16 protein-coding genes are annotated in these 18,493 nt (G+C 68.4%); 13 read left to right on the top strand and 3 right to left on the bottom strand.

Annotated elements, in window-relative coordinates; genetic code table 11:
- The first annotated feature begins 8 nt into the window (after positions 1 to 8).
- Both ACIA12_RS16425 and ACIA12_RS16420 read left to right on the top strand, forming a co-directional pair.
- A complete protein-coding gene (locus ACIA12_RS16425) occupies positions 9 to 2,198 on the top strand; it encodes a carbohydrate-binding protein (RefSeq protein WP_396367801.1) in 2,190 nt (729 codons plus the stop codon).
- Positions 2,195 to 4,141, top strand: coding sequence for a beta-galactosidase (locus ACIA12_RS16420; protein WP_396367800.1), 1,947 nt, complete (start codon positions 2,195 to 2,197; stop codon positions 4,139 to 4,141). Before ACIA12_RS16425 ends, ACIA12_RS16420 begins: the two co-directional genes overlap by 4 nt.
- Here ACIA12_RS16420 and ACIA12_RS16415 read toward each other — a convergent pair.
- Complete coding sequence (locus ACIA12_RS16415; protein ID WP_396367799.1) at positions 4,120 to 5,259, bottom strand: LacI family DNA-binding transcriptional regulator; 1,140 nt, start codon at positions 5,257 to 5,259, stop codon at positions 4,120 to 4,122. The two genes, ACIA12_RS16420 and ACIA12_RS16415, sit on opposite strands and share 22 nt — an antisense overlap.
- 138 nt (positions 5,260 to 5,397) lie before the next feature.
- On the opposite strand from ACIA12_RS16415, the gene ACIA12_RS16410 reads away from it, so the two are divergent.
- Positions 5,398 to 6,081 (top strand): hypothetical protein, encoded by a 684-nt coding sequence (locus tag ACIA12_RS16410; protein WP_396367798.1) that lies wholly within the window; start codon positions 5,398 to 5,400, stop codon positions 6,079 to 6,081.
- A gap of 98 nt (positions 6,082 to 6,179) precedes the next feature.
- Here ACIA12_RS16410 and ACIA12_RS16405 read toward each other — a convergent pair whose 3' ends face one another.
- Positions 6,180 to 7,469, bottom strand: a complete 1,290-nt coding sequence (locus tag ACIA12_RS16405; RefSeq protein ID WP_396368297.1) for a nicotinate phosphoribosyltransferase — start codon at positions 7,467 to 7,469, stop codon at positions 6,180 to 6,182.
- Between the two features lie 94 nt (positions 7,470 to 7,563).
- Here ACIA12_RS16405 and clpS point away from each other — a divergent pair, with 94 nt between their 5' ends.
- From clpS to ACIA12_RS16385, 4 genes are all read left to right on the top strand, one after another.
- Entirely contained in the window at positions 7,564 to 7,851 is a 288-nt protein-coding gene (clpS, locus tag ACIA12_RS16400) for an ATP-dependent Clp protease adapter ClpS (RefSeq protein WP_396367797.1), read from the top strand.
- Positions 7,848 to 8,399 carry a DUF2017 domain-containing protein gene (locus tag ACIA12_RS16395; protein ID WP_396367796.1) on the top strand — a complete coding sequence of 184 codons (552 nt, stop codon included), beginning with the start codon at positions 7,848 to 7,850 and terminating at the stop codon, positions 8,397 to 8,399. Before clpS ends, ACIA12_RS16395 begins: the two co-directional genes overlap by 4 nt.
- Before the next feature lie 64 nt (positions 8,400 to 8,463).
- Positions 8,464 to 11,586 carry an isoleucine--tRNA ligase gene (ileS, locus tag ACIA12_RS16390; RefSeq protein ID WP_396367795.1) on the top strand — a complete coding sequence of 1,041 codons (3,123 nt, stop codon included), beginning with the start codon at positions 8,464 to 8,466 and terminating at the stop codon, positions 11,584 to 11,586.
- Between the two features lie 149 nt (positions 11,587 to 11,735).
- Entirely contained in the window at positions 11,736 to 12,713 is a 978-nt protein-coding gene (locus ACIA12_RS16385) for an aldo/keto reductase (protein ID WP_396367794.1), read from the top strand.
- A 110-nt stretch (positions 12,714 to 12,823) separates the two neighbouring features.
- Here ACIA12_RS16385 and ACIA12_RS16380 read toward each other — a convergent pair whose 3' ends face one another.
- Positions 12,824 to 13,204, bottom strand: a complete 381-nt coding sequence (locus ACIA12_RS16380) for a hypothetical protein (RefSeq protein WP_396367793.1) — start codon at positions 13,202 to 13,204, stop codon at positions 12,824 to 12,826.
- A 103-nt stretch (positions 13,205 to 13,307) separates the two neighbouring features.
- Between ACIA12_RS16380 and ACIA12_RS16375 the strand changes: the two genes are divergently transcribed.
- From ACIA12_RS16375 to ACIA12_RS16350, 6 genes are all read left to right on the top strand, one after another.
- Positions 13,308 to 13,760, top strand: coding sequence for a Mov34/MPN/PAD-1 family protein (locus ACIA12_RS16375; RefSeq protein ID WP_396367792.1), 453 nt, complete (start codon positions 13,308 to 13,310; stop codon positions 13,758 to 13,760).
- A 1-nt stretch (position 13,761) separates the two neighbouring features.
- Entirely contained in the window at positions 13,762 to 14,040 is a 279-nt protein-coding gene (locus ACIA12_RS16370) for a MoaD/ThiS family protein (protein ID WP_343980549.1), read from the top strand.
- Complete coding sequence (locus ACIA12_RS16365; RefSeq protein WP_396368296.1) at positions 14,040 to 14,990, top strand: PLP-dependent cysteine synthase family protein; 951 nt, start codon at positions 14,040 to 14,042, stop codon at positions 14,988 to 14,990. Before ACIA12_RS16370 ends, ACIA12_RS16365 begins: the two co-directional genes overlap by 1 nt.
- A 103-nt stretch (positions 14,991 to 15,093) precedes the next feature.
- Positions 15,094 to 15,798 carry a hypothetical protein gene (locus ACIA12_RS16360; RefSeq protein WP_396367791.1) on the top strand — a complete coding sequence of 235 codons (705 nt, stop codon included), beginning with the start codon at positions 15,094 to 15,096 and terminating at the stop codon, positions 15,796 to 15,798.
- 26 nt (positions 15,799 to 15,824) lie between these two features.
- Positions 15,825 to 17,810 (top strand): histidine kinase, encoded by a 1,986-nt coding sequence (locus ACIA12_RS16355; protein WP_396367790.1) that lies wholly within the window; start codon positions 15,825 to 15,827, stop codon positions 17,808 to 17,810.
- Positions 17,807 to 18,490, top strand: coding sequence for a response regulator (locus ACIA12_RS16350; RefSeq protein WP_396367789.1), 684 nt, complete (start codon positions 17,807 to 17,809; stop codon positions 18,488 to 18,490). The genes ACIA12_RS16355 and ACIA12_RS16350 overlap by 4 nt, the downstream gene beginning before the upstream one ends.
- Positions 18,491 to 18,493: the final 3 nt, after the last annotated feature.

Here is an 18,493-nt window from a genome sequence, read left to right as displayed (position 1 = left end):
GGAGTCAGATGACGCTTCAGCGCAGGCACTTCCTGGGGCTGGGCGCCGGTGCGGCCGTCGCCGTCGCGGCGTTGCCACAGTCGGCTGCGGCAGTACCTGGTTCGTCCAAGCGGTACCGGTGGCGCAACGTCGAGATCGTCGGGGGTGGGTTCGTCACCGGCATCATCCATCATCCCGGCCGGCGTGGACTGGTCTACGCCCGGACCGACATCGGCGGCGCCGCCCGGCTGGACCAGCGGAGCCGCCGCTGGGTTCAGTTGCTCGAGTGGGTTGGGTTGGAGGACTGGAGCCTCACCGGCGTCGAGAGCCTGGCCCTCGATCCGCGGGACCCGTCGCGGCTCTACCTTGCCGTCGGCACCTATACCAACGAGTGGTCGCCGATCAACGGCGCCATCCTTCGCTCGACGGACCAGGGCCGCACGTTCCGGCGTATCGATCTGCCGTTCAAGCTGGGCGGCAACGAGCCGGGTCGTTCGATGGGGGAGCGGCTCGCGGTCGACCCATGCGATGGACGGGTCCTGTACTTCGGTACGCGCAACCAGGGCCTGTGGCGGAGTACCGATCGGGGTGAGACGTGGGCCCGGGTCGACAGCTTCCCGACGACCGGTCTGGCGGGCATCGGACTCGGTTTCGTCTTCTTCGATCCGCGGACATCCCGGCGGGGCCGTCCGACGCGGACCATCTACGTCGGCTCGACCGATCGGGCGAATCCCTTGTGGCGCAGTACGGACGGTGGCGCGAGCTGGTCGCCGGTACCGGGGCAACCGACCGGATTGCTGCCCCACCACGGCGAGCTGGCGCCCGACGGAAACCTGTACCTGACCTATGGCGATCTGCCCGGGCCGTACGAGATGTATGACGGAGCGGTCCACAAGGTCGACACGGCTACGGGCGTCTGGACCGACATCACGCCGCTGCGGCCCAACACCGGTGGTGAAGCAGGCTTCGGCTATGCCGGGTTGGCGATCGACCCGCGAAACCCAGGCACGGTGATGGTGTCCACGATGAGCCGCTGGGGTCCGGTGGACGATATCTTCCGGTCCGTCGACGGGGGAGCGACCTGGCACTCGATCGGCGCGAAGATCGTCCTCGACACGTCCGGTGCGCCGTTCCTGAACTTCCACGGGACGCCGAAGCTGGGCTGGATGATCGGGGACATCTCGATCGACCCCTTCGACTCCGGCAAGGTCATGTACGTCACCGGCGCCACCATCTTCGGCACCGACGACGTGACGAACGCCGAGGCCGGTCGCAGTACGCACTGGTCGGTCCGGGCGCAGGGGCTGGAGGAGACGGCCGTGCTCGACCTGATCAGCCCGCCGTGGGGTCCTCCGCTGATCAGCGCGCTCGGCGACATCGGCGTCTACCGGCATGACCGGCTGGACGTGGTACCGCCGGATGGGCAGGCCGCCAATCCGGTCAGCGGTTCCTCGCCGAGCGTTGACTACGCGGCGAAGGCCGAGGGGTTCGTCGTCAGGGTCGCGTACGGCGGCAGCCTGCAACGCGGGGCCTACTCGACCGATGCGGGGATCAGCTGGCAGCCGTTCGCGGGGGAGCCCAGTGGTTCGACCCAGCCTGGCAAGATCGTCGTCGGTACGGACGCACGCACGATCGTCTGGGTGCCTGGTGACGTGCCGCCGCACTACTCGCGTGACCGTGGCGCGACCTGGACCGCGGTGACCGGATTGCCCAACCAGGTGGCGATGGTCGCGGACCGGGTGAGTCCGAGTCTGTTCTACGCCTTCGACGGCGCGACCGGTACGGCGTACCGGAGTCTCGACGGCGGCGCGACCTTCTTGCCATCGGCAACGGGTTTGCCGACCGGAGGCGGCAAGCTCGAGACTGTGCTGGACCGGAGTGGGCACTGCTGGCTCGCGGCCGGCGCGAGCGGACTGTATCGGTCGGTGGACCAGGGGCTCAGCTATCAACGGCTGGCAACGATCGAGGAGGCCCTGACGGTGGGATTCGGGAAGGCGGCGCGGGGCCGGACGGAGATGACTGTCTTCACCTCTGGCAAGGTCAACGGGGTGCATGGCATCTTCCGGTCCGACGACGGCGGCGGCAAATGGGTGCGGGTGAACGACGACCGGCATCAGTACGCGTCCACCAACGACGCCATCGCCGGCGACCCGCGAGTGTTCGGCCGGGTCTACGTGTCCACCAACGGCCTCGGCATCCCCTATGGAGAACCTGTATGACGGCGCTCTACTTCGGTGGGGACTACAACCCCGAGCAATGGCCGCCAGAGGTCTGGAAGGAAGACATCGCCCTGATGCGCCGCGCCGGCGTGAACCTGGTGACGGTCGGTGTCTTCGCTTGGTCCAGCCTCGAACCCGAGCCGGGCCGGTACGAGTTCGGCTGGCTCGACCAGGTGCTGGATCTGCTGCACGACGGCGGGATTCAGGTCGACCTGGCCACTCCGACGGCTTCTCCGCCACCGTGGTTCAGTCTGCGCCATCCAGACGCCCTACCGGTGAACGCCGATGGCATCAGGCTGACCCACGGGAGCAGGGACACGTACTGCGCGTGTGCGCCGGCGTACCGGGAGGCGGCGGCCGGGATCGCTCGAGCGCTGGCGGAGCGGTACTCGGAGCATCCCGCGCTGGCGATGTGGCATGTGCACAACGAGTACGGGACCACTTGCTATTGCGATCACGCTGCCGCAGCGTTTCGTCTGTGGCTCCAGGAGCGGTACGGCGACCTGGACCGGCTGAACGCTGCTTGGACTACCGCCTTCTGGAGTCAGGGGTATTCCACGTGGGACGAGATCCAGCCGCCGCGCGCCACGCAGTACCTGGTGAACCCGACTCAGGCGCTGGACTTCAAGCGGTTCTGGTCGGACGAGCTCCTCAACGCCTTCCGGGAGCAGAAGGCGATCTTGCGGTCTGTGTCTCCGGTGACGCCGATCACCACCAACTTCGTCTTCGGCGGCTGGGTGCCGGTCAACCATGCGCGCTGGGCGGCCGAGGTGGATCTGGTGGCGATCGACAACTATCCCGGCAGCGCCGGCCGTGGCGCCGAGGAACAGACCGCGTTCGCCGCGGACCTGGCCCGCTCGTGGGCGGGCGGGGGTTCGTGGCTGTTGATGGAGCAAGCAGCCGGAACTCTGAACGACGGCCATCGGTTGCACACGAAGGAGCCCGGCCGGATGGCGCGTCACTCGTTGTCCCATCTGGCTCGCGGGTCGCGGGGCGCCTTGTTCTTTCAGTGGCGCGCTTCGCGCGGTGGGGCGGAGATGTTCCACTCCGCGATGGTTCCGCATGCGGGCGCCGAATCACGGAGGTTCCGGGAGGTCGCCGAGTTCGGCGCTTTGTTGCCACGACTGGCTGAGCTCGACGGCAGCGCGGTCGAGGCCGACGTCGCGATCCTGTGGGACGCCGCGGCGTGGTGGGCCATGCAGTCGACGCATCTGCCGTCGACCGAGTTGGACTACCTGGCGGCCGTGCAGGCGGCGCATCGGCAATTCTGGGCTGCTGGGATCGGCGTCGACCTGGCCGATCCGGGCGCTGACCTTTCGGCGTACCGGTTGGTGGTCGTACCCAGTCTCTATGTCGTCTCGGATCAGGCCGCGGCGTCGATCGCCCGCTATGTCGAGGGCGGTGGGCGGCTGCTCGTGACCTACTTCAGCGGCATCGTGGATGAGGACGCGCAGGTACGGCTCGGTGGCTATCCCGGGGCGTTCAGCGAGGTTCTCGGCGTCAGGGTCGAGGAGTTCTCCCCAGTCGACGAGGTACGGCTTCGTTCCGGTGGTCGGGGGCGGGTGTGGAGCGAGCAGGTCGACCTGGCCGGCGCCGAGGCAGTAGATCGGTACTCCGGCGGTGTGCTCGACGGTTCGCCGGCGATCACCAGGAACGAGTACGGCTCGGGCGTGGCCTGGTACGTGTCGACCCAGCTCGAGGACGAGGCCTATGAATCCCTTGTGGAGCAGGTGGTCCGGGACGCTGGGATCGAACGACCAGAGCTGCCCGCGGGGGTGGAGCGGGTCCGCCGCCGGGCCGGCGAGAGCACCTGGACGATTCTGATCAACCACTCGGACGTAGCGGTCGAGCTGCCGATCGAGGGCTACGAATTGCTGTCCGGCACCCAGGTCGTGAGCCCGTTGACGCTCGCTGCCGGGGGTCAGGCAGTGGTACGGGCATGAACATCGGGGGCGGCGCTGGTGCTCGCGCGGGCGACGAGTTGCGCGGGCACCAGGGTCACCGCCTCGGTCTGGCTGCCTTCGAGCTTGGCGATCAGCATCTCGACCGCGCGCTGGCCGATGTCGTCGGCGGGCAGCGTGACAGACGACAGGTTGGGCACGTGCCGCTCGGCCACGTCGTCGGCGCAGATCGCCATCAGGGACATGTCTTCTGGGACCCGGCGGCCGAGCAGGCGCAGTACGTCGAGCAGCGGTCCGATGATCGGCTCGTTCTGGACGACCAGGCCAGTGATGCCCGGGTGCTCCTGAAGCAGGTCCTCGACGGTGTCGAGCACGGCGTCGAAGGCAGGCTCACAAGGCGTCTCGATCCCGACGACGCCCCGACGCTCGGTCGCGGCCTGGAAGCCGGCCAGGGTCCGTGCGGCGAAGCCGGTCTGCCGCTCGTACACGGCCGACGGCGTACCCAGCAAGGCGATGCTGCGATGGCCGAGATCGGTCAGATGGTCCACGCACTGCTCGGCAGCGGCGAAGAAGTCGAGGTCGATACAGGTGAGGCCGTCGGTGTCGGCCGGGATCCCGATCAGCACGGACGGCATCGGCAACTCCCGCAGCAGCGGGACGCGTTCGTCGTGCAACTCCACGTCCATCACCACCAGGGCGTCGACGAGCGCGCTCTGCGAGACCCGCTCGAGCCCCGAGCGGCCTTCGTCGGCGGTCAGCAGCAAGACGTCGTGGTCGTATCGCCGGGCGGTGGTGACCACGGCGGTGGCGAACTGCATCAGCACCGGCACGTGCATACCGGCCCTGAGTGGGATCACCAGGGCGAGTACGTTCGACCGGTTCGAGGCGAGCGCGCGGGCACTGGCGTTCGGCCGGTAGCCCAGCGCCCGGACGCTGTCCTGGACGCGATCGCGGGTCTCGCTGGAGATCGACCGCTTGCCACTGAGAACATAGGACACCGTGCTGGCCGCGACGCCTGCGTGCCGCGCGACGTCGGCGATCGTGACGATGGCTGCCTCCGGGGTCCGGGCTTCGAGGTCGAAGCGCTTCGATTTCTCAGGTACAGGGTCGAGTGGCGGGCTCGCTTTGTCAAGAGCGAAATGACCGTTGACCTGTGGCATAAGCGCTGGGATAGTTCTGGCATTCGCCGCTGCAATAGCAATTGCCTGCATTTGTCGAATTCGATTCGAATTCGACGGACGGCGACTCCGAAATTCCGTTCCCCTGCCTTTTGGAAAGGGATGATGATGAGTAGATCCATGAGGTCGGCGGTGGTGGCGCTGGTGACGCTGCTCGCGGTCACGGCACTGTCGGCGCTGCCGGCGAACGCGGCCAGCTGGACGTCCAGCGACAAGTTCGGCAGCTGGTCGAACGGCGGCTACACGGTGCGCAACGACGTCTGGGGCGGTGGTGCCGGAGCGCAGTCGATCTGGGCCAACTCCTACTCCAACTGGGGTGTCTGGGCCAACCACCCGAACACCGGCGGGGTGAAGGCCTACCCGCACTCGGCCCGCAACGTCGGCAAGAAGATCAGCGCGCTCGGCAGCCTGACCAGCAGCTTCAACGTCAGCCGGCCGGGCAGTGGGGCCTACACCTCGGCGTACGACATCTGGGCCGGCGGGAACGCCTACGAGATCATGCTCTGGATGAACAAGCAGGGCTCGGTCGGCCCGATCGGCAGCTACCAGACCAGCGTCAGCGTCGGCGGCCACAGCTGGGACGTCTACAAGGGCAGCAACGGGTCGAACCAGGTCTTCTCGTTCCTCCGGTCCGGCAACACCAATTCCGGCAGTGTGGATATCAAAGCGGTGATGAACTGGATCAAGAATCGCGGCTGGATCGGTGACGCGACGATGAACGAGGTGCAATTCGGCTTCGAGATCACGTCGTCCAGCGGTGGGCTGAATTTCACCACCAACTCGTACTCGGTCAGCTTTTCCTGAGAACGACCCGGCCCCGGGCGTTGACGTTCGCCATCGTGCGACGCCTCGCCCGGAGCCGGGGCAGGCTTGCGTAGTACCGGTGTCTGGTTCGATGGTGCTCAGATGGCGCTGCGGGGAGCGAACGGGTTGCGGGTCTGGAGGTCGCCGATGTAGTCCGTCGGGATGGCGGGCTCGCCGCGGCTGAGCTGGCTGGCGCTGCGGGGGAGTTCGTCGCGGACCTTGAGATGGTGCGCCTGCGACTCGGCCGGCGTGGTGCCGCCGACGATCTTGCCGGCCTCGACCAGCGGCTTGAGCAGCTCGCGGTCGTCGCCGTCGTCCACCGGCGGCTCGCCGACGCCGATCAGCTCGGCCTCGGCCACGCCGGCGGCTGACCGGCGGCGCAGCGCGTACTTGCGGCCGCCGATCGAGATCTTGTCCGGGCTCTTCTTCGCCACCGGCAGCATCGTGCCGTCGGCGTCCTCGCGGGCGACCAGCTTGTAGACGAAACCGCAGGTCGGGTAGCCGCTGCCGGTGACGAGCGAGGTGCCGACGCCGTACCCGTCGACGGCGGCGGGCGCGAGGGCGGCGATCTGGAACTCGTCCAGGTCGCTGGTCACGATGATCCGGGTCTTGGTCGCGCCGAGCGCGTCGAGCTGCTCCCGCACCTGCCCGGCCAGCGAGGGCAGGTCGCCGGAGTCGAGCCGGACCGCGCCGAGTTCGGGGCCGGTGACGTCGATCGCGGTCTTCACGGCCTCGGTCAGGTCGTAGGTGTCGATCAGCAGCGTCGTTCCCTTGCCGAGGGCATCGACCTGGGAGACGAACGCGTCCCGCTCGGTGTCGTGCAGCAGGGTGAACGAGTGGGCGGCGGTGCCGGCGCTCGGGATGCCGAAGCGGCGGGCGGCCTCCAGGTTCGAGGTGGTCGCGAAGCCCGCGATGTACGCCGCGAGCGCGGACGCGACCGCCGCCTCCTCGTGGGTCCGGCGCGAGCCCATCTCGATACAGGGCCGGCCGCCGGCCCACCAGGTCATCCTCGACGCCGCCGAGGCGACCGCCGAGTCGTGGTTGAGGATCGACAGGAAGACGGTTTCCAGCAGCACCGCCTCGGCGAAACTCGACTCCACCACCAGCACCGGCGAGCCCGGGAAGAAGATTTCGCCGTCGGCGTACCCGGCGATGTCGCCGCTGAACCGGTAGCCGGCCAGCCAGTCCCGGGTAGCCTGGTCGACGATGCCGCGGTCGGCCAGGAAGGCGATCGTCTGCTCGTCGAAGCGGAACCGCTCCAGCGCGTCCAGGAGCCGGTTCACGCCCGCGACCACGCCGTACCGGCGCCCGTCGGGCAGGCGGCGGGCGAACAGTTCGAAGACCGACCGGCGATGCGCCGTGCCGTCGGCCAGGCTGGCCTGCAGCATGGTCAGCTCGTAGTGGTCCGTCAGCAGCGCTGTCGTAGCGTTCACAAGGGCAGCCTATTGCGCGTCTGGAACCGATGATGGAGAGAATGGTTCAGTGACCACCGCACCGAGTGAACTCGCGAGCCCCGAGATCGACGAGGCGATCGAGTTGAGTCCACCGTGGGTGACCATCGTCTGGAACGATCCGGTCAACCTGATGGACTACGTCACGTTCGTCTTCCAGACCCATTTCGGCTACTCCAAGGCCAAGGCGGAGAAGCTGATGATGCAGGTCCACGAAGAGGGCAAGTCGGTCGTCTCGAACGGCAGCCGCGAGGCGATGGAACGCGACGTCGAGGCCATGCACCAGTACGGCCTGTGGGCCACCTGTGAGAAGTCGTGACGAGATTCCGCAAGCGCAAGAAGACCGTGATCGTCAGCTTCGCCGACCACGAGGCGGACATCCTGGCGAACCTGCTCCGCAACCTGGTCGAGCTGCTGTACGACGGGATGCCACCGCGCGCCGCCGAGTCGAGCGACCCGCTGGCCGCGCTGCTCGACAATGACGGGCCGACCTCGCCGCCGGAGGACGTGGTACTGCAACGGCTGCTGCCGGACGCGTACAAGTCCGACGACCAGGCGTCGGCGGAGTTCCGTCGCTTCACCGAGCGCGGTCTGCGCGACAGCAAGGCCTCGGACGCCAAACTGGTGCTCACCGCGCTGGAGAACTCCCCCGAGGACGGCATCACCCTCGAGGGCGACACCCAGCTCGCCTGGCTCCGAGCCCTGAATGACCTCCGGCTCGCCATCGGCACCCGCCTCGACATCAAGGAAGAAGACGACTACGGCGTCTGGGAGAAACTCCCCGACGACGACCCCCGCCGTCTCACCTACGACCTCTACGACTGGCTCGGCTACCTCCAGTCCGCCCTCCTGCACAACATCCGCTGAGGGTTGTCCACAGCCTGCCCTAATCGCCGAGCGCGGTCCGCGTCGGGCCGCATACGATCGGGCGATGAGCTACCCCAAGGCCGGCAAGACCCGACTGACCGCGAGCCCGGAGTTTCCGCAGATCGAGCGTGACGTGCTCGAGTACTGGGAGACGGACGGGACGTTCATTGCGTCGGTGGAGCAACGGGCGGCCGGGATCGACGGGGAGAACGAGTTCGTCTTCTACGACGGGCCGCCCTTCGCCAACGGGCTGCCGCATTACGGGCACCTGCTGACCGGGTACGTGAAGGATCTGGTGCCGCGGTACCAGACGATGCGCGGGCACCGGGTCGAGCGGCGGTTCGGGTGGGACACGCACGGGTTGCCGGCCGAGCTCGAGGCCCAGCGGGTGCTCGGGTTGAAGACGAAGGCGGAGATCCTCGAGCTGGGGATCGAGAAGTTCAACGAGGCGTGCCGGGCATCGGTGCTGAAGTACACCGACGAGTGGCAGGCCTATGTCACCCGGCAGGCGCGCTGGGTGGACTTCGGGAACGACTACAAGACGCTCAATCGCGACTACATGGAGTCGGTGATCTGGGCCTTCAAGACGCTGTACGACAAGGGCTTGGTGTACGAGGGGCTGCGGGTCCTGCCGTACTGCTGGAACGACGAGACGCCGCTGTCGAATCACGAGCTGCGGATGGACGACGACGTCTACCAGCCGCGGCAGGATCCGTCGGTGACGGTCGCGGTGGTGCTGGAGACGGGTGAGCGGTTGCTGGCCTGGACGACGACGCCGTGGACGTTGCCGAGCAACCTGGCGATGGCTGTTGCTCCGGACATCGACTACGTGGTGGTTCAGGACGCCTCAGGCCGGCCGACGATCTTGGCCGAGGCGCGACTTTCGGCGTACGAGGCTCAGCTGTCCGGTGAACCCCTGCGCCGGCTCAAAGGCTCCGAGCTCATCGGCCTGCGCTACACCCCGCTGTTCGACTTCTTCGCCGACACCGCGCGCTGGGGCACCGAGAACGCCTTCCAGGTGATCGCGGCCGACCACGTGACGACGGAGAACGGCACTGGCGTGGTGCACATGGCACCGGCGTACGGCGAGGAGGACCAGCTCGCCTGCGATGCGGTGGGGATCCCGACGCTGCTGACCGTCGACGACGGGGCGCATTTCACGACCGTTGTGCCGCCGTACGTGGGTCAGCATGTCTTCGACGCGAACCGGCCGATCATCCGTGATCTCGCCGCGGCCGGTGCGCTGGTGCGGGAGGACAGCTATGTGCACAGCTACCCGCATTGCTGGCGGTGCCGCAATCCGCTGATCTACAAGGCGGTGTCGAGCTGGTTCGTCGAGGTGACCCGGATCCGGGACCGGATGGTCGAGCTGAACGAGCAGATCACCTGGGTGCCGGAGCACGTCAAGCACGGGCAGTTCGGCAAGTGGCTGGAGAACGCCCGGGACTGGTCGATCAGCCGGAACCGCTTCTGGGGTTCGCCGATCCCGGTGTGGCGCTCGGACGATCCGGCGTACCCGCGGATCGACGTCTACGGATCGGTCGAGGAGCTGGAGCGGGACTTCGGTGTCGCAGTACCGGACCTGCACCGCCCGTACGTCGATGAGCTCACGCGGCCGAATCCGGATGACCCGACCGGCCGGTCGACGATGCGACGGGTGGCCGACGTACTGGACGTGTGGTTCGACTCGGGCTCGATGAGCTTCGCGCAGGTGCACTACCCGTTCGAGAACACGGACTGGTTCGAGCACCACTTCCCGGGCGACTTCATCGTCGAGTACATCGGGCAGACGCGGGGCTGGTTCTACACGATGCACATCCTGGCGACTGCTTTGTTCGACCGGCCGGCGTTCTCGTCGTGCCTGTCGCACGGGATCGTGCTGGGCAGCGACGGGCAGAAGATGAGCAAGTCGCTGCGGAACTATCCCGACGTGCGCGAGGTGTTCGATCGCGACGGCGCGGACGCGATGCGCTGGTTCCTGATGTCGTCGCCGATCCTGCGCGGCGGCAACCTGGTCGTCACCGAGGCCGGCATCCGCGACGGCGTCCGGCAGGTGATGATCCCGCTCTGGAACGCCTGGTACTTCTTCGCCCTCTACGCCAACGCGGCGTCGGCGACGGCAACCTGGTCGGTGTCGTCGGAGGTGGAGCTCGACCGCTACCTGCTGGCCCGTCTGCGGGTCTTCGTGGGTGAGGTGACCGAGCAACTGGACCGCTACGACATCGCCTCGGCCTGCGAGTCGGTCGTCAGCTATCTCGAGGTGCTGACGAACTGGTACATCCGCCGCTCCCGCGACCGTTTCTGGGACGACCAGGGCGAGACCTTCCAGGCTGCCCTGAACACCCTCTACACCGCCCTCGAAGTGGTCACTCGGGTGGTTGCGCCCTTGCTGCCACTGACCGCCGAGGAGATCTGGCGCGGCCTGACCGGCGAGCGCTCCGTCCACCTGACCGACTGGCCGTCCGTCGACTCGTTGCCCGCCGATCCTGACCTGGTCACCCGGATGGAACGAGTCCGCGAGATCTGCTCCGTCGCGTCGGCCATCCGGAAATCCGAAGGCATCCGCGGCCGCCAGCCACTGCGCACCCTCACGGTCGCCACCGCCGACGCGAAGGCGCTCGAGCAGCTGGTCCCGATCCTCCGAGCCGAGGTCAATGTCCAGTCGGTCGTCCTGACCGAGGTGGACGAGACCGACGCCCCCGTCTCCCAAAGGCTGACAGTCAACGCCCGAGCCGCGGGCCCCCGCCTCGGCCGCGAGGTCCAAAACGCCATCAAAGCCTCGAAGTCCGGCGACTGGTCCGTCTCGCCCGATGGCGAGGTGGTTGCCGGTGGCATCGCCCTGCAGGACGGCGAGTACACCCTCGAAACCACCCTCGCCGAAACCGCCGACGCCGGCCGCCAAGCCCCCGGCCTCCTCACCAACGGCGGCTTCGTCCTCCTCGACCTCGAGATCACCCCCGAGCTCCAGCGCGAAGGCGTGGTCCGAGACGTCATCCGGGCGGTCCAGCAGACCCGCCGCGACGCGGAGCTGAACGTCACCGACCGGATCGCACTGACCGTGACAGCCGATGCCCCCACCCTCGCAGCGCTCGAGGAACACCGCGAGACCCTGATGTCAGAAACCCTCGCCCTGACCCTCAACGTCGCCGAAGGCGCTGAGCTCGCGATTGCCCTGGCCAAAGCCTGACCCCACCTCCGCCGGGCGAAGCCCGGCGGCCACCGGCTGCGCGGGCTGGCGCTTCCTCCACTCCGCTTTTCCTAGACCTCCGCCTACCAGCGGTGCCTACCATCTCCTGCTCCGCCGGGCGCAGCCCGGCGGAGCATAGGGTGGGTTGTATGGAGAAGCGGACTTTGGGGCGTACTGGTCGTCAGGTTGGTGTGGTTGGGCTGGGGGCCTGGCAGTTGGGGGCTGACTGGGGTGAGGTGGACGAGAGCGACGCGCTCGCCGTGCTGAACTCGGCGATCGAGGGTGGCGTCACCTTCATCGACACGGCTGACGTGTATGGAGACGGGCGGAGCGAGCGGCTCGTCGGGCAGGTGCTGAAGGAGCACCCGGAGCTCACCGTCGCCAGCAAGATGGGTCGCCGGGTCGAGCAGACGCCGGAGAACTACACCCTCGACAACTTCCGCGCCTGGAACGACCGGTCGCGGGAGAACCTCGGCGTCGACACGATCGACCTGGTCCAGCTGCACTGCCCGCCGACCCCCGTCTACTCGACCGACGCGGTGTTCGACGCCCTCGACACGCTGGTGGAGGAGGGCCGCATCTCGGCGTACGGCGTGAGCGTGGAGACCTGCGCCGAGGCGCTGACCGCGATCGCCCGGCCGAACGTCGCGTCCGTGCAGATCATCCTCAACGCGTTCCGGCTCAAGCCGCTCGACGAGGTGCTCCCGGCCGCTGAGCGGGCCGGCGTCGGGATCATCGCCCGGGTGCCGCTCGCCAGCGGGCTGCTCTCCGGGAAGTACGACGAGAACACCACCTTCGGCGCGGACGACCACCGCAACTACAACCGCAAGGGCGAGGCGTTCGACGTCGGCGAGACCTTCTCCGGCGTCGACTTCGCCACCGGTCTCGAGGCCGTCAAGCGCCTCATCCCGCTAGTCCCCGAGGGCGCCACGATGGCCCAGTTCGCCCTCCGCTGGATCCTCGACCAGCCCGGCGTCTCGGTCGTCATCCCCGGCGCCCGCAACCCCCAGCAAGTAGCCGGCAACATCGGCGCCGCCACCCTCACCCCCCTCACCGAAGGCGAACTCAAGGTCGTCCAAACCGTCTACGACGAACTCATCCGCCCCCAGGTCCACGACCGCTGGTAGCCCCCAGCCCGCATCCCCTCCGCCGACGGGACCGGGGAGGAAAATGGCTCGGATCGGGGGTGATTTCCTCCCGAGGTCCGGACAGGATCCTCCCCGCTGACCGATGGCGGTCAGGCGGCTGCGACGGAGAGGATCGTGCTGACGATTCCGGAGATGATGCCGACGATCGTGGTGATGGTGGCGAGCGCTTTGGTGCCGTTCACCCAGAGACCCTTGTTGAGTTCACGCCACCGCTTCGGCACCACGGCGAGCTTGAGTTTCTGCCACTTGTGCTGACGCAGCTTGCATCCCATCAAGATGCCCGAGGCGTTGTTGCGGCACGGTCCTTGGCGGCCGTCGGCGGCGCACCAGACCGGTGTCTGGAACAGGAAGTAGCCGGTGACCACCAGCCACCCGGCGATCAGCACCCCGGGACCCAGCCGCCAGGTCCAAGCGGTTGTGATCAGAGCGAAGAAAAGCAGCCATCCCCAGTACTTACGTAGTCCCCTCATGGTCACTCATTATTCTCACTTGACTACGCTCCGAAACCATCCAGTATGTGGACGGAGGACAGAGTTGTCAGGGCGGCCTTCGTGCGCTCCGTATCGTGGAGCCGTGCTCACCATCGACCAGGCCACGTACGACGCGATCGTGGCGCACGCGCGCCGGGACCACCCGGACGAGGCGTGCGGAGTGGTCGCCGGGCCCATCGGATCGGATCGGCCGGCGCGGTTCATTCCGATGCTGAACGCGGCGATGTCGCCGACGTTCTACGAGTTCGACTCGGGCGATCTGTTCCGGCTCTACAAGGAGATGGACGAGCGCGACGAGGAGCCGGTGGTGATCTACCACTCGCACACGGCCACCGAGGCCTACCCGTCCCGGACCGACATCAACCTGGCCCAGGAGCCGGGTGCGCACTACGTGCTCGTCTCCACCCGGGACGGCGCGGACCAGGCCTCGTACGACGGGCCGGTGGAGTTCCGGTCGTACCGGATCATCGACGGCGCGGTGACCGAAGAAGAAGTCAGGGTCGTCGCGGCCTACAGCAACCAAGGAGACAACTGAGATGGCGATCGAGCTTCGCGTCCCGACCATTCTGCGCACCTACACCGGGGGCGAGAAGGCGGTGAACGGGGACGGCAGCACGCTGGCCGAGTTCATCGACAACGTGAACGGCACCCACCCGGGCCTGAAGGAGCGGATCGTGGAGGGTGAGCCGGAGGAGCTGCGCCGGTTCGTCAACGTCTACGTGAACGACGAGGACGTGCGCTTCACCGGCGGTCTGTCCACCGGGGTCAAGGACGGCGACGTCGTCGTCGTGCTGCCCGCGGTCGCCGGCGGCTGATCGTGCGTTTCGACAGCCTGCTCGACTCGGTCGGCGGTACGCCGCTGGTCGGCCTGCCGAAGCTGTCGCCCTCGGGCGACGTGCGGCTGTGGGCGAAGCTGGAGGACCACAACCCGACCGGCTCGATCAAGGACCGGGCGGCGCTGCGGATGCTGCTCGACGCGGAGAAGGACGGCCGGCTCCGCCCGGGCAACACGATCCTCGAGCCGACGTCGGGCAACACCGGCATCTCACTGGCGATGGCGGCCAAGCTGCGCGGGTACCGGATGGTCTGCGTGATGCCGGAGAACACCTCCGAGGAGCGCCGGCAGATCCTGCGGATGTGGGGCGTGGAGATCATCTCCTCGCCGGCCGCGGGCGGGTCGAACGAGGCGGTCCGGGTCGCCAAGCAGGTGGCCGAGGAGCACCCGGACTGGGTGATGCTCTACCAGTACGGCAACCCGTCGAACGCGGCCGCGCACTACGACGGCACCGCGCGCGAGATCCTCGCCGACCTGCCGTCGGTGACGCATTTCGTCGCCGGACTCGGCACCACCGGCACGCTGATGGGGGCCGGCCGGTTCTTCCGTGAGCACAAGCCCGAGGTGCGGATCGTCGCCGCCGAACCCCGGTACGGCGAACTGGTCTACGGCCTGCGCAACCTCGACGAGGGCTTCGTCCCCGAGCTGTACGACGCGTCGCTGATCGACGCCCGCTTCTCGGTCGGCCCGCGCGACGCCGTCCGCCGGGTCCGCGAACTGCTCGACAACGAAGGCATCTTCGCCGGTATCTCCACCGGCGCCATCCTGCACGCCGCGCTCGGCCAGGCCGCCAAATGCGTCCAGGCGGGCGAGCAGGCGGACATCGCCTTCGTCGTCGCCGACGGCGGCTGGAAATACCTCTCCACCGGCGCCTACGAAGGCACCATCGACGAAGCCGAGGACCGCCTGGAAGGCCAGCTCTGGGCCTGATCCACCGGGCCGATTTCCCAGTCGGCCGGGACGCTGTGTCCCTGGTGAGCGGGACGCCGGGGCAGCCAGGGTCGAGACAACCGTTTCGACCCTGGGAGGGATCATGGCCAGTACGACGACCAGCTCGGCCGTACCGCATTCACTCAGCACCGACGACAAGCAGCGGCTCCGCCGATCCGGCTGGCTGCTGATCGCATCGTTCGCCGGCTTCGTCCTCTTCGTCGCCACCTTGATCGTCACTGGCAACGGGTACGACGACGCGCTCAGCGAGGTCGCGAAACAACGCGGCGTCGGCCTGAACGACCTGCCGGCGGAAGCGATCGCGCCGGTCAATCACGAGTACAACGAGATCTGGAGCGGGATCCTGCCGTTGTGCGTGATCATGGTCGCGCTCGGCGTCTATGTCGCCGGCGTCCGGCTGGCGACCACCCTGCGGGAAGCGGGTGCGCTCGGGCGGGTAGCGGTGGCCGCGGCTGCGGTGATGCCGGTCTGCTGGATCGTCGTCTTCGCGCTCGAGTACTCGATCGGTATCGATCACCCGGGCCGCTGGCTGAAGGTCTACGACACCCTGTACGACCCGGCGATCGCGCTCAGCACGGTCGCCGGATCGCTGGCCCTGATCGGCGTCATCGTCGTACTGCGCCGGGCCGCCGTGGCTCGCCGTACCGGCGTGGTCGTCGCCGTGCTCACCGTCCCGGTACTGGTCGCGGCCGTCGCGTTCGGCGCGCCGCCGGTCGTGCCGTTGCTGCTGGCGGCGATTGTCGGCATCGTGATGGTACGGACCGCACGGTCCGCCGTGACCGCCTGATCGGGCCGCCGGAGGGGGAGCTCGTCTTGGATCGCATCCGGTCGGCCCAGGTCGTCGCCGTGACAGTCACGTTGGTGGCGCTCACGACGGCGGCCATCGGCACGCCCGGGCTGTGGCGCGGCATCACGGTCCCGTGCGAAGCCGGGATCTGCCTGCCGTTCGAGCGTCCGACCAGGCCGACGCAGGACCTGCTGGCCACGGTCAGGTTGTCGGTAGGCGCCTACGCCACGGTCGTCCTGGTGATCAGCTGGGCGCTCCTCCTGCTCGCGCTGGGGGTCAGTCTCGTCCTGGTGTGGCGGCGTCCGTCGCTGCTCACGGCGGTCACCGGTATCCAGCTCGGCGGTGTGTTCGTCGGCCCGTTCGCCGATGAACTGGCCGAGCGAGGCGGCACGGCGGCCGTGCTGCGGGGCGTGCTGATCGCAGCCATCCAGCTGACGATGCCGCTCCTGGTCGGGCTGTTTCCCGACGGCCGCTGGCATCCGCGCTGGTTTCGCTGGGGCTGGCTGGTGGTGGGTGTTCTCGGCGCCGGAATCGCCGTCGCCGTCCAGGCCGGAGTCCTCGGCCAGGACTCAGCGCCGAAAGGCCTGTTCGATCTGCTGTCGACGATTCTGCTGGCCGGTGTGCAGATCCACCGCTACGTCCGGGTGTCCGACTGGACAGCACGGCAGCAGGCGAAATGGTTCATCCTCTCCTTCGTCCTCCTGGGCGGGAACGTCGTGGTCGCCGGCATCCTGTCCGCGGCGGGCGTCGTCGAGTACTGGCACCTCGGCCTGGTGATCACGGCGTACCTGGCCTTCGTGGTCTTGATCCTCGGCTTCGCCTTCGCCTTGCTGCGCTACCGCCTGTACGACGTGACCTTCGTCCTGCGGAGGGCCGTGGTCTACGGCGGCGCAGTCGTCGCTCTGCTGGTGACCTACGTCGGCCTGGTCGCGCTCGCCAGTCTGTCGATGGCACGAGCTTCCGCCTCCGCGGTCGGTGCGGCAGTTGTCGCGGCGCTTGCGCTAGCTGGAGGTCTGGTCCTGGTTCGGGCCGGTGGCTGGTTCCGGGAGCGGCTTCTGGGACCCGGCAGTCGGCCCGGGGGAGTGGCCGCGGTTCTGGCCCACGGGATGGCAGACGGCGACGGCAACCCGGCCAACCTGGCCGAGACGATCGCGGCCGTCCTCGTCCTGCCGGCCGTCACCGTGCTGGACTCGAACGACCAACCGCTGTGGACCCATGGCGAGCTGGGCAGTGATGCTCACCGCGAGTCTGTCGTGGATGGCTCGGGTACCGCGCTCGGCGCCCTGCTCGTCGCGCCGGCAGACGGCAAGCAGCTGTCGCGGCGGGAACGCAGAGGGCTGCAGGAGGTACTGCCGTTCGTTGTCCTGGTACTGCGCGCGCAGCGCGAGGCCAACGAACTGCTGGCCGCCCGGACCGTCTCGGCCACCGCCCGCGAGGACGAGCGGCGACGACTGCGGCGCGATCTGCACGACGTGGTCGGTCCGCTGCTCGCCGGACAGCTGCTGACGGTCGACTCGCTCCGGCTCGCGACCGAGCGCGGGATCCGGCCGGAGGACCTCCTCACCCACTTGGAAGACCAGGCCCGCGCAGCGATCACCGAGGTACGTCGGGTCAGCCGGGATCTCCGGCCCGCCGGGCTGGACACCGGGTTGGCGACCGCACTTGAGGTAGAGGTCCAGCGCTTCCGCGTTGCCGGGCTCGACGTACAGCTGCACCATGAGCTCCCAGCGTCGCTGCCCGCCGCCGTCGAGGTCGCCGTACTGCGGATCGTGGCCGAGGCGCTGACCAACGTCGTACGCCATGCCGGTGTGCAGTCGGCGACGGCCGAGGTGACCGCGGATGCCGAGGTCATCGAGGTGTCGGTCGTCGATGCCGGCCGGGGGTTCGGTGAGGCGATCACCGAGGGGGTCGGGCTGGTGTCGATGCGGGAGCGCGCTGAGGCACTCGGCGGACGGCTGGAGATCAGCTCGGCCGGCACCGGGACCCGGGTCTACGGCAGGATCCCGCTATGACCGCGGACCACGCCGTACCGACGGCCGAGCCGATCGACGTCGTCCTCGTCGAGGACCACCCGATGTTCCGGCTCGGGCTGCGGACCCGGATCGAACTGGAACCGGACCTGGCCGTCGTCGGCGAGGCCGGTACGGCGGCCGAGGCGCTCGAGCGGATCGAGCGACTCGCGCCGGACGTGGTGGTGGTCGATCTCGGGCTGCCGGATCTGAGCGGGATCGAGCTGATCCGCACGCTGGGCGTCCGGGCGCCACGGGTCGCGCCGCTGGTACTGACGATGCTGGACGACGAGTCGGTGTTCGAGGCGGTCCGGGCCGGCGCGCGCGGGTACCTGCTGAAGGACGCCGAACCGGGGCGGATCGTCGCGGCGATCCGGGCGGTCGCGGCCGGCGAGGTGGTGTTCTCCGGTGCGGTGGCGGCCCGGCTGATCGCGGTCGCGGCCCGACCGAGCCGGGAGCCGGTCTTCGCGGAGCTGACCGAGCGCGAGCACGAGATCCTGACGCTGATGGCCGGCGGCCTCGGCAACGTGGCGATCGCGCACCGGCTCGGGCTGCGGCCGAAGACGGTCCGCAACTACGTGTCGAATGTGCTGACCAAGATCCAGGCGGTCGACCGGGCCGAGGCGATCCTGCGGGCCCGCTCGGCAGGGCTCGGCGAAGGCGGCCGCGGTCAGCCGCGCTGAGCC

It is taken from the genome of Kribbella sp. NPDC051620 (assembly GCF_044453825.1).
Classification (GTDB): domain Bacteria; phylum Actinomycetota; class Actinomycetes; order Propionibacteriales; family Kribbellaceae; genus Kribbella.
The sequence above is the reverse complement of the archived record's forward strand: the minus strand, read 5'-3'. Positions and strand labels throughout refer to the sequence as shown.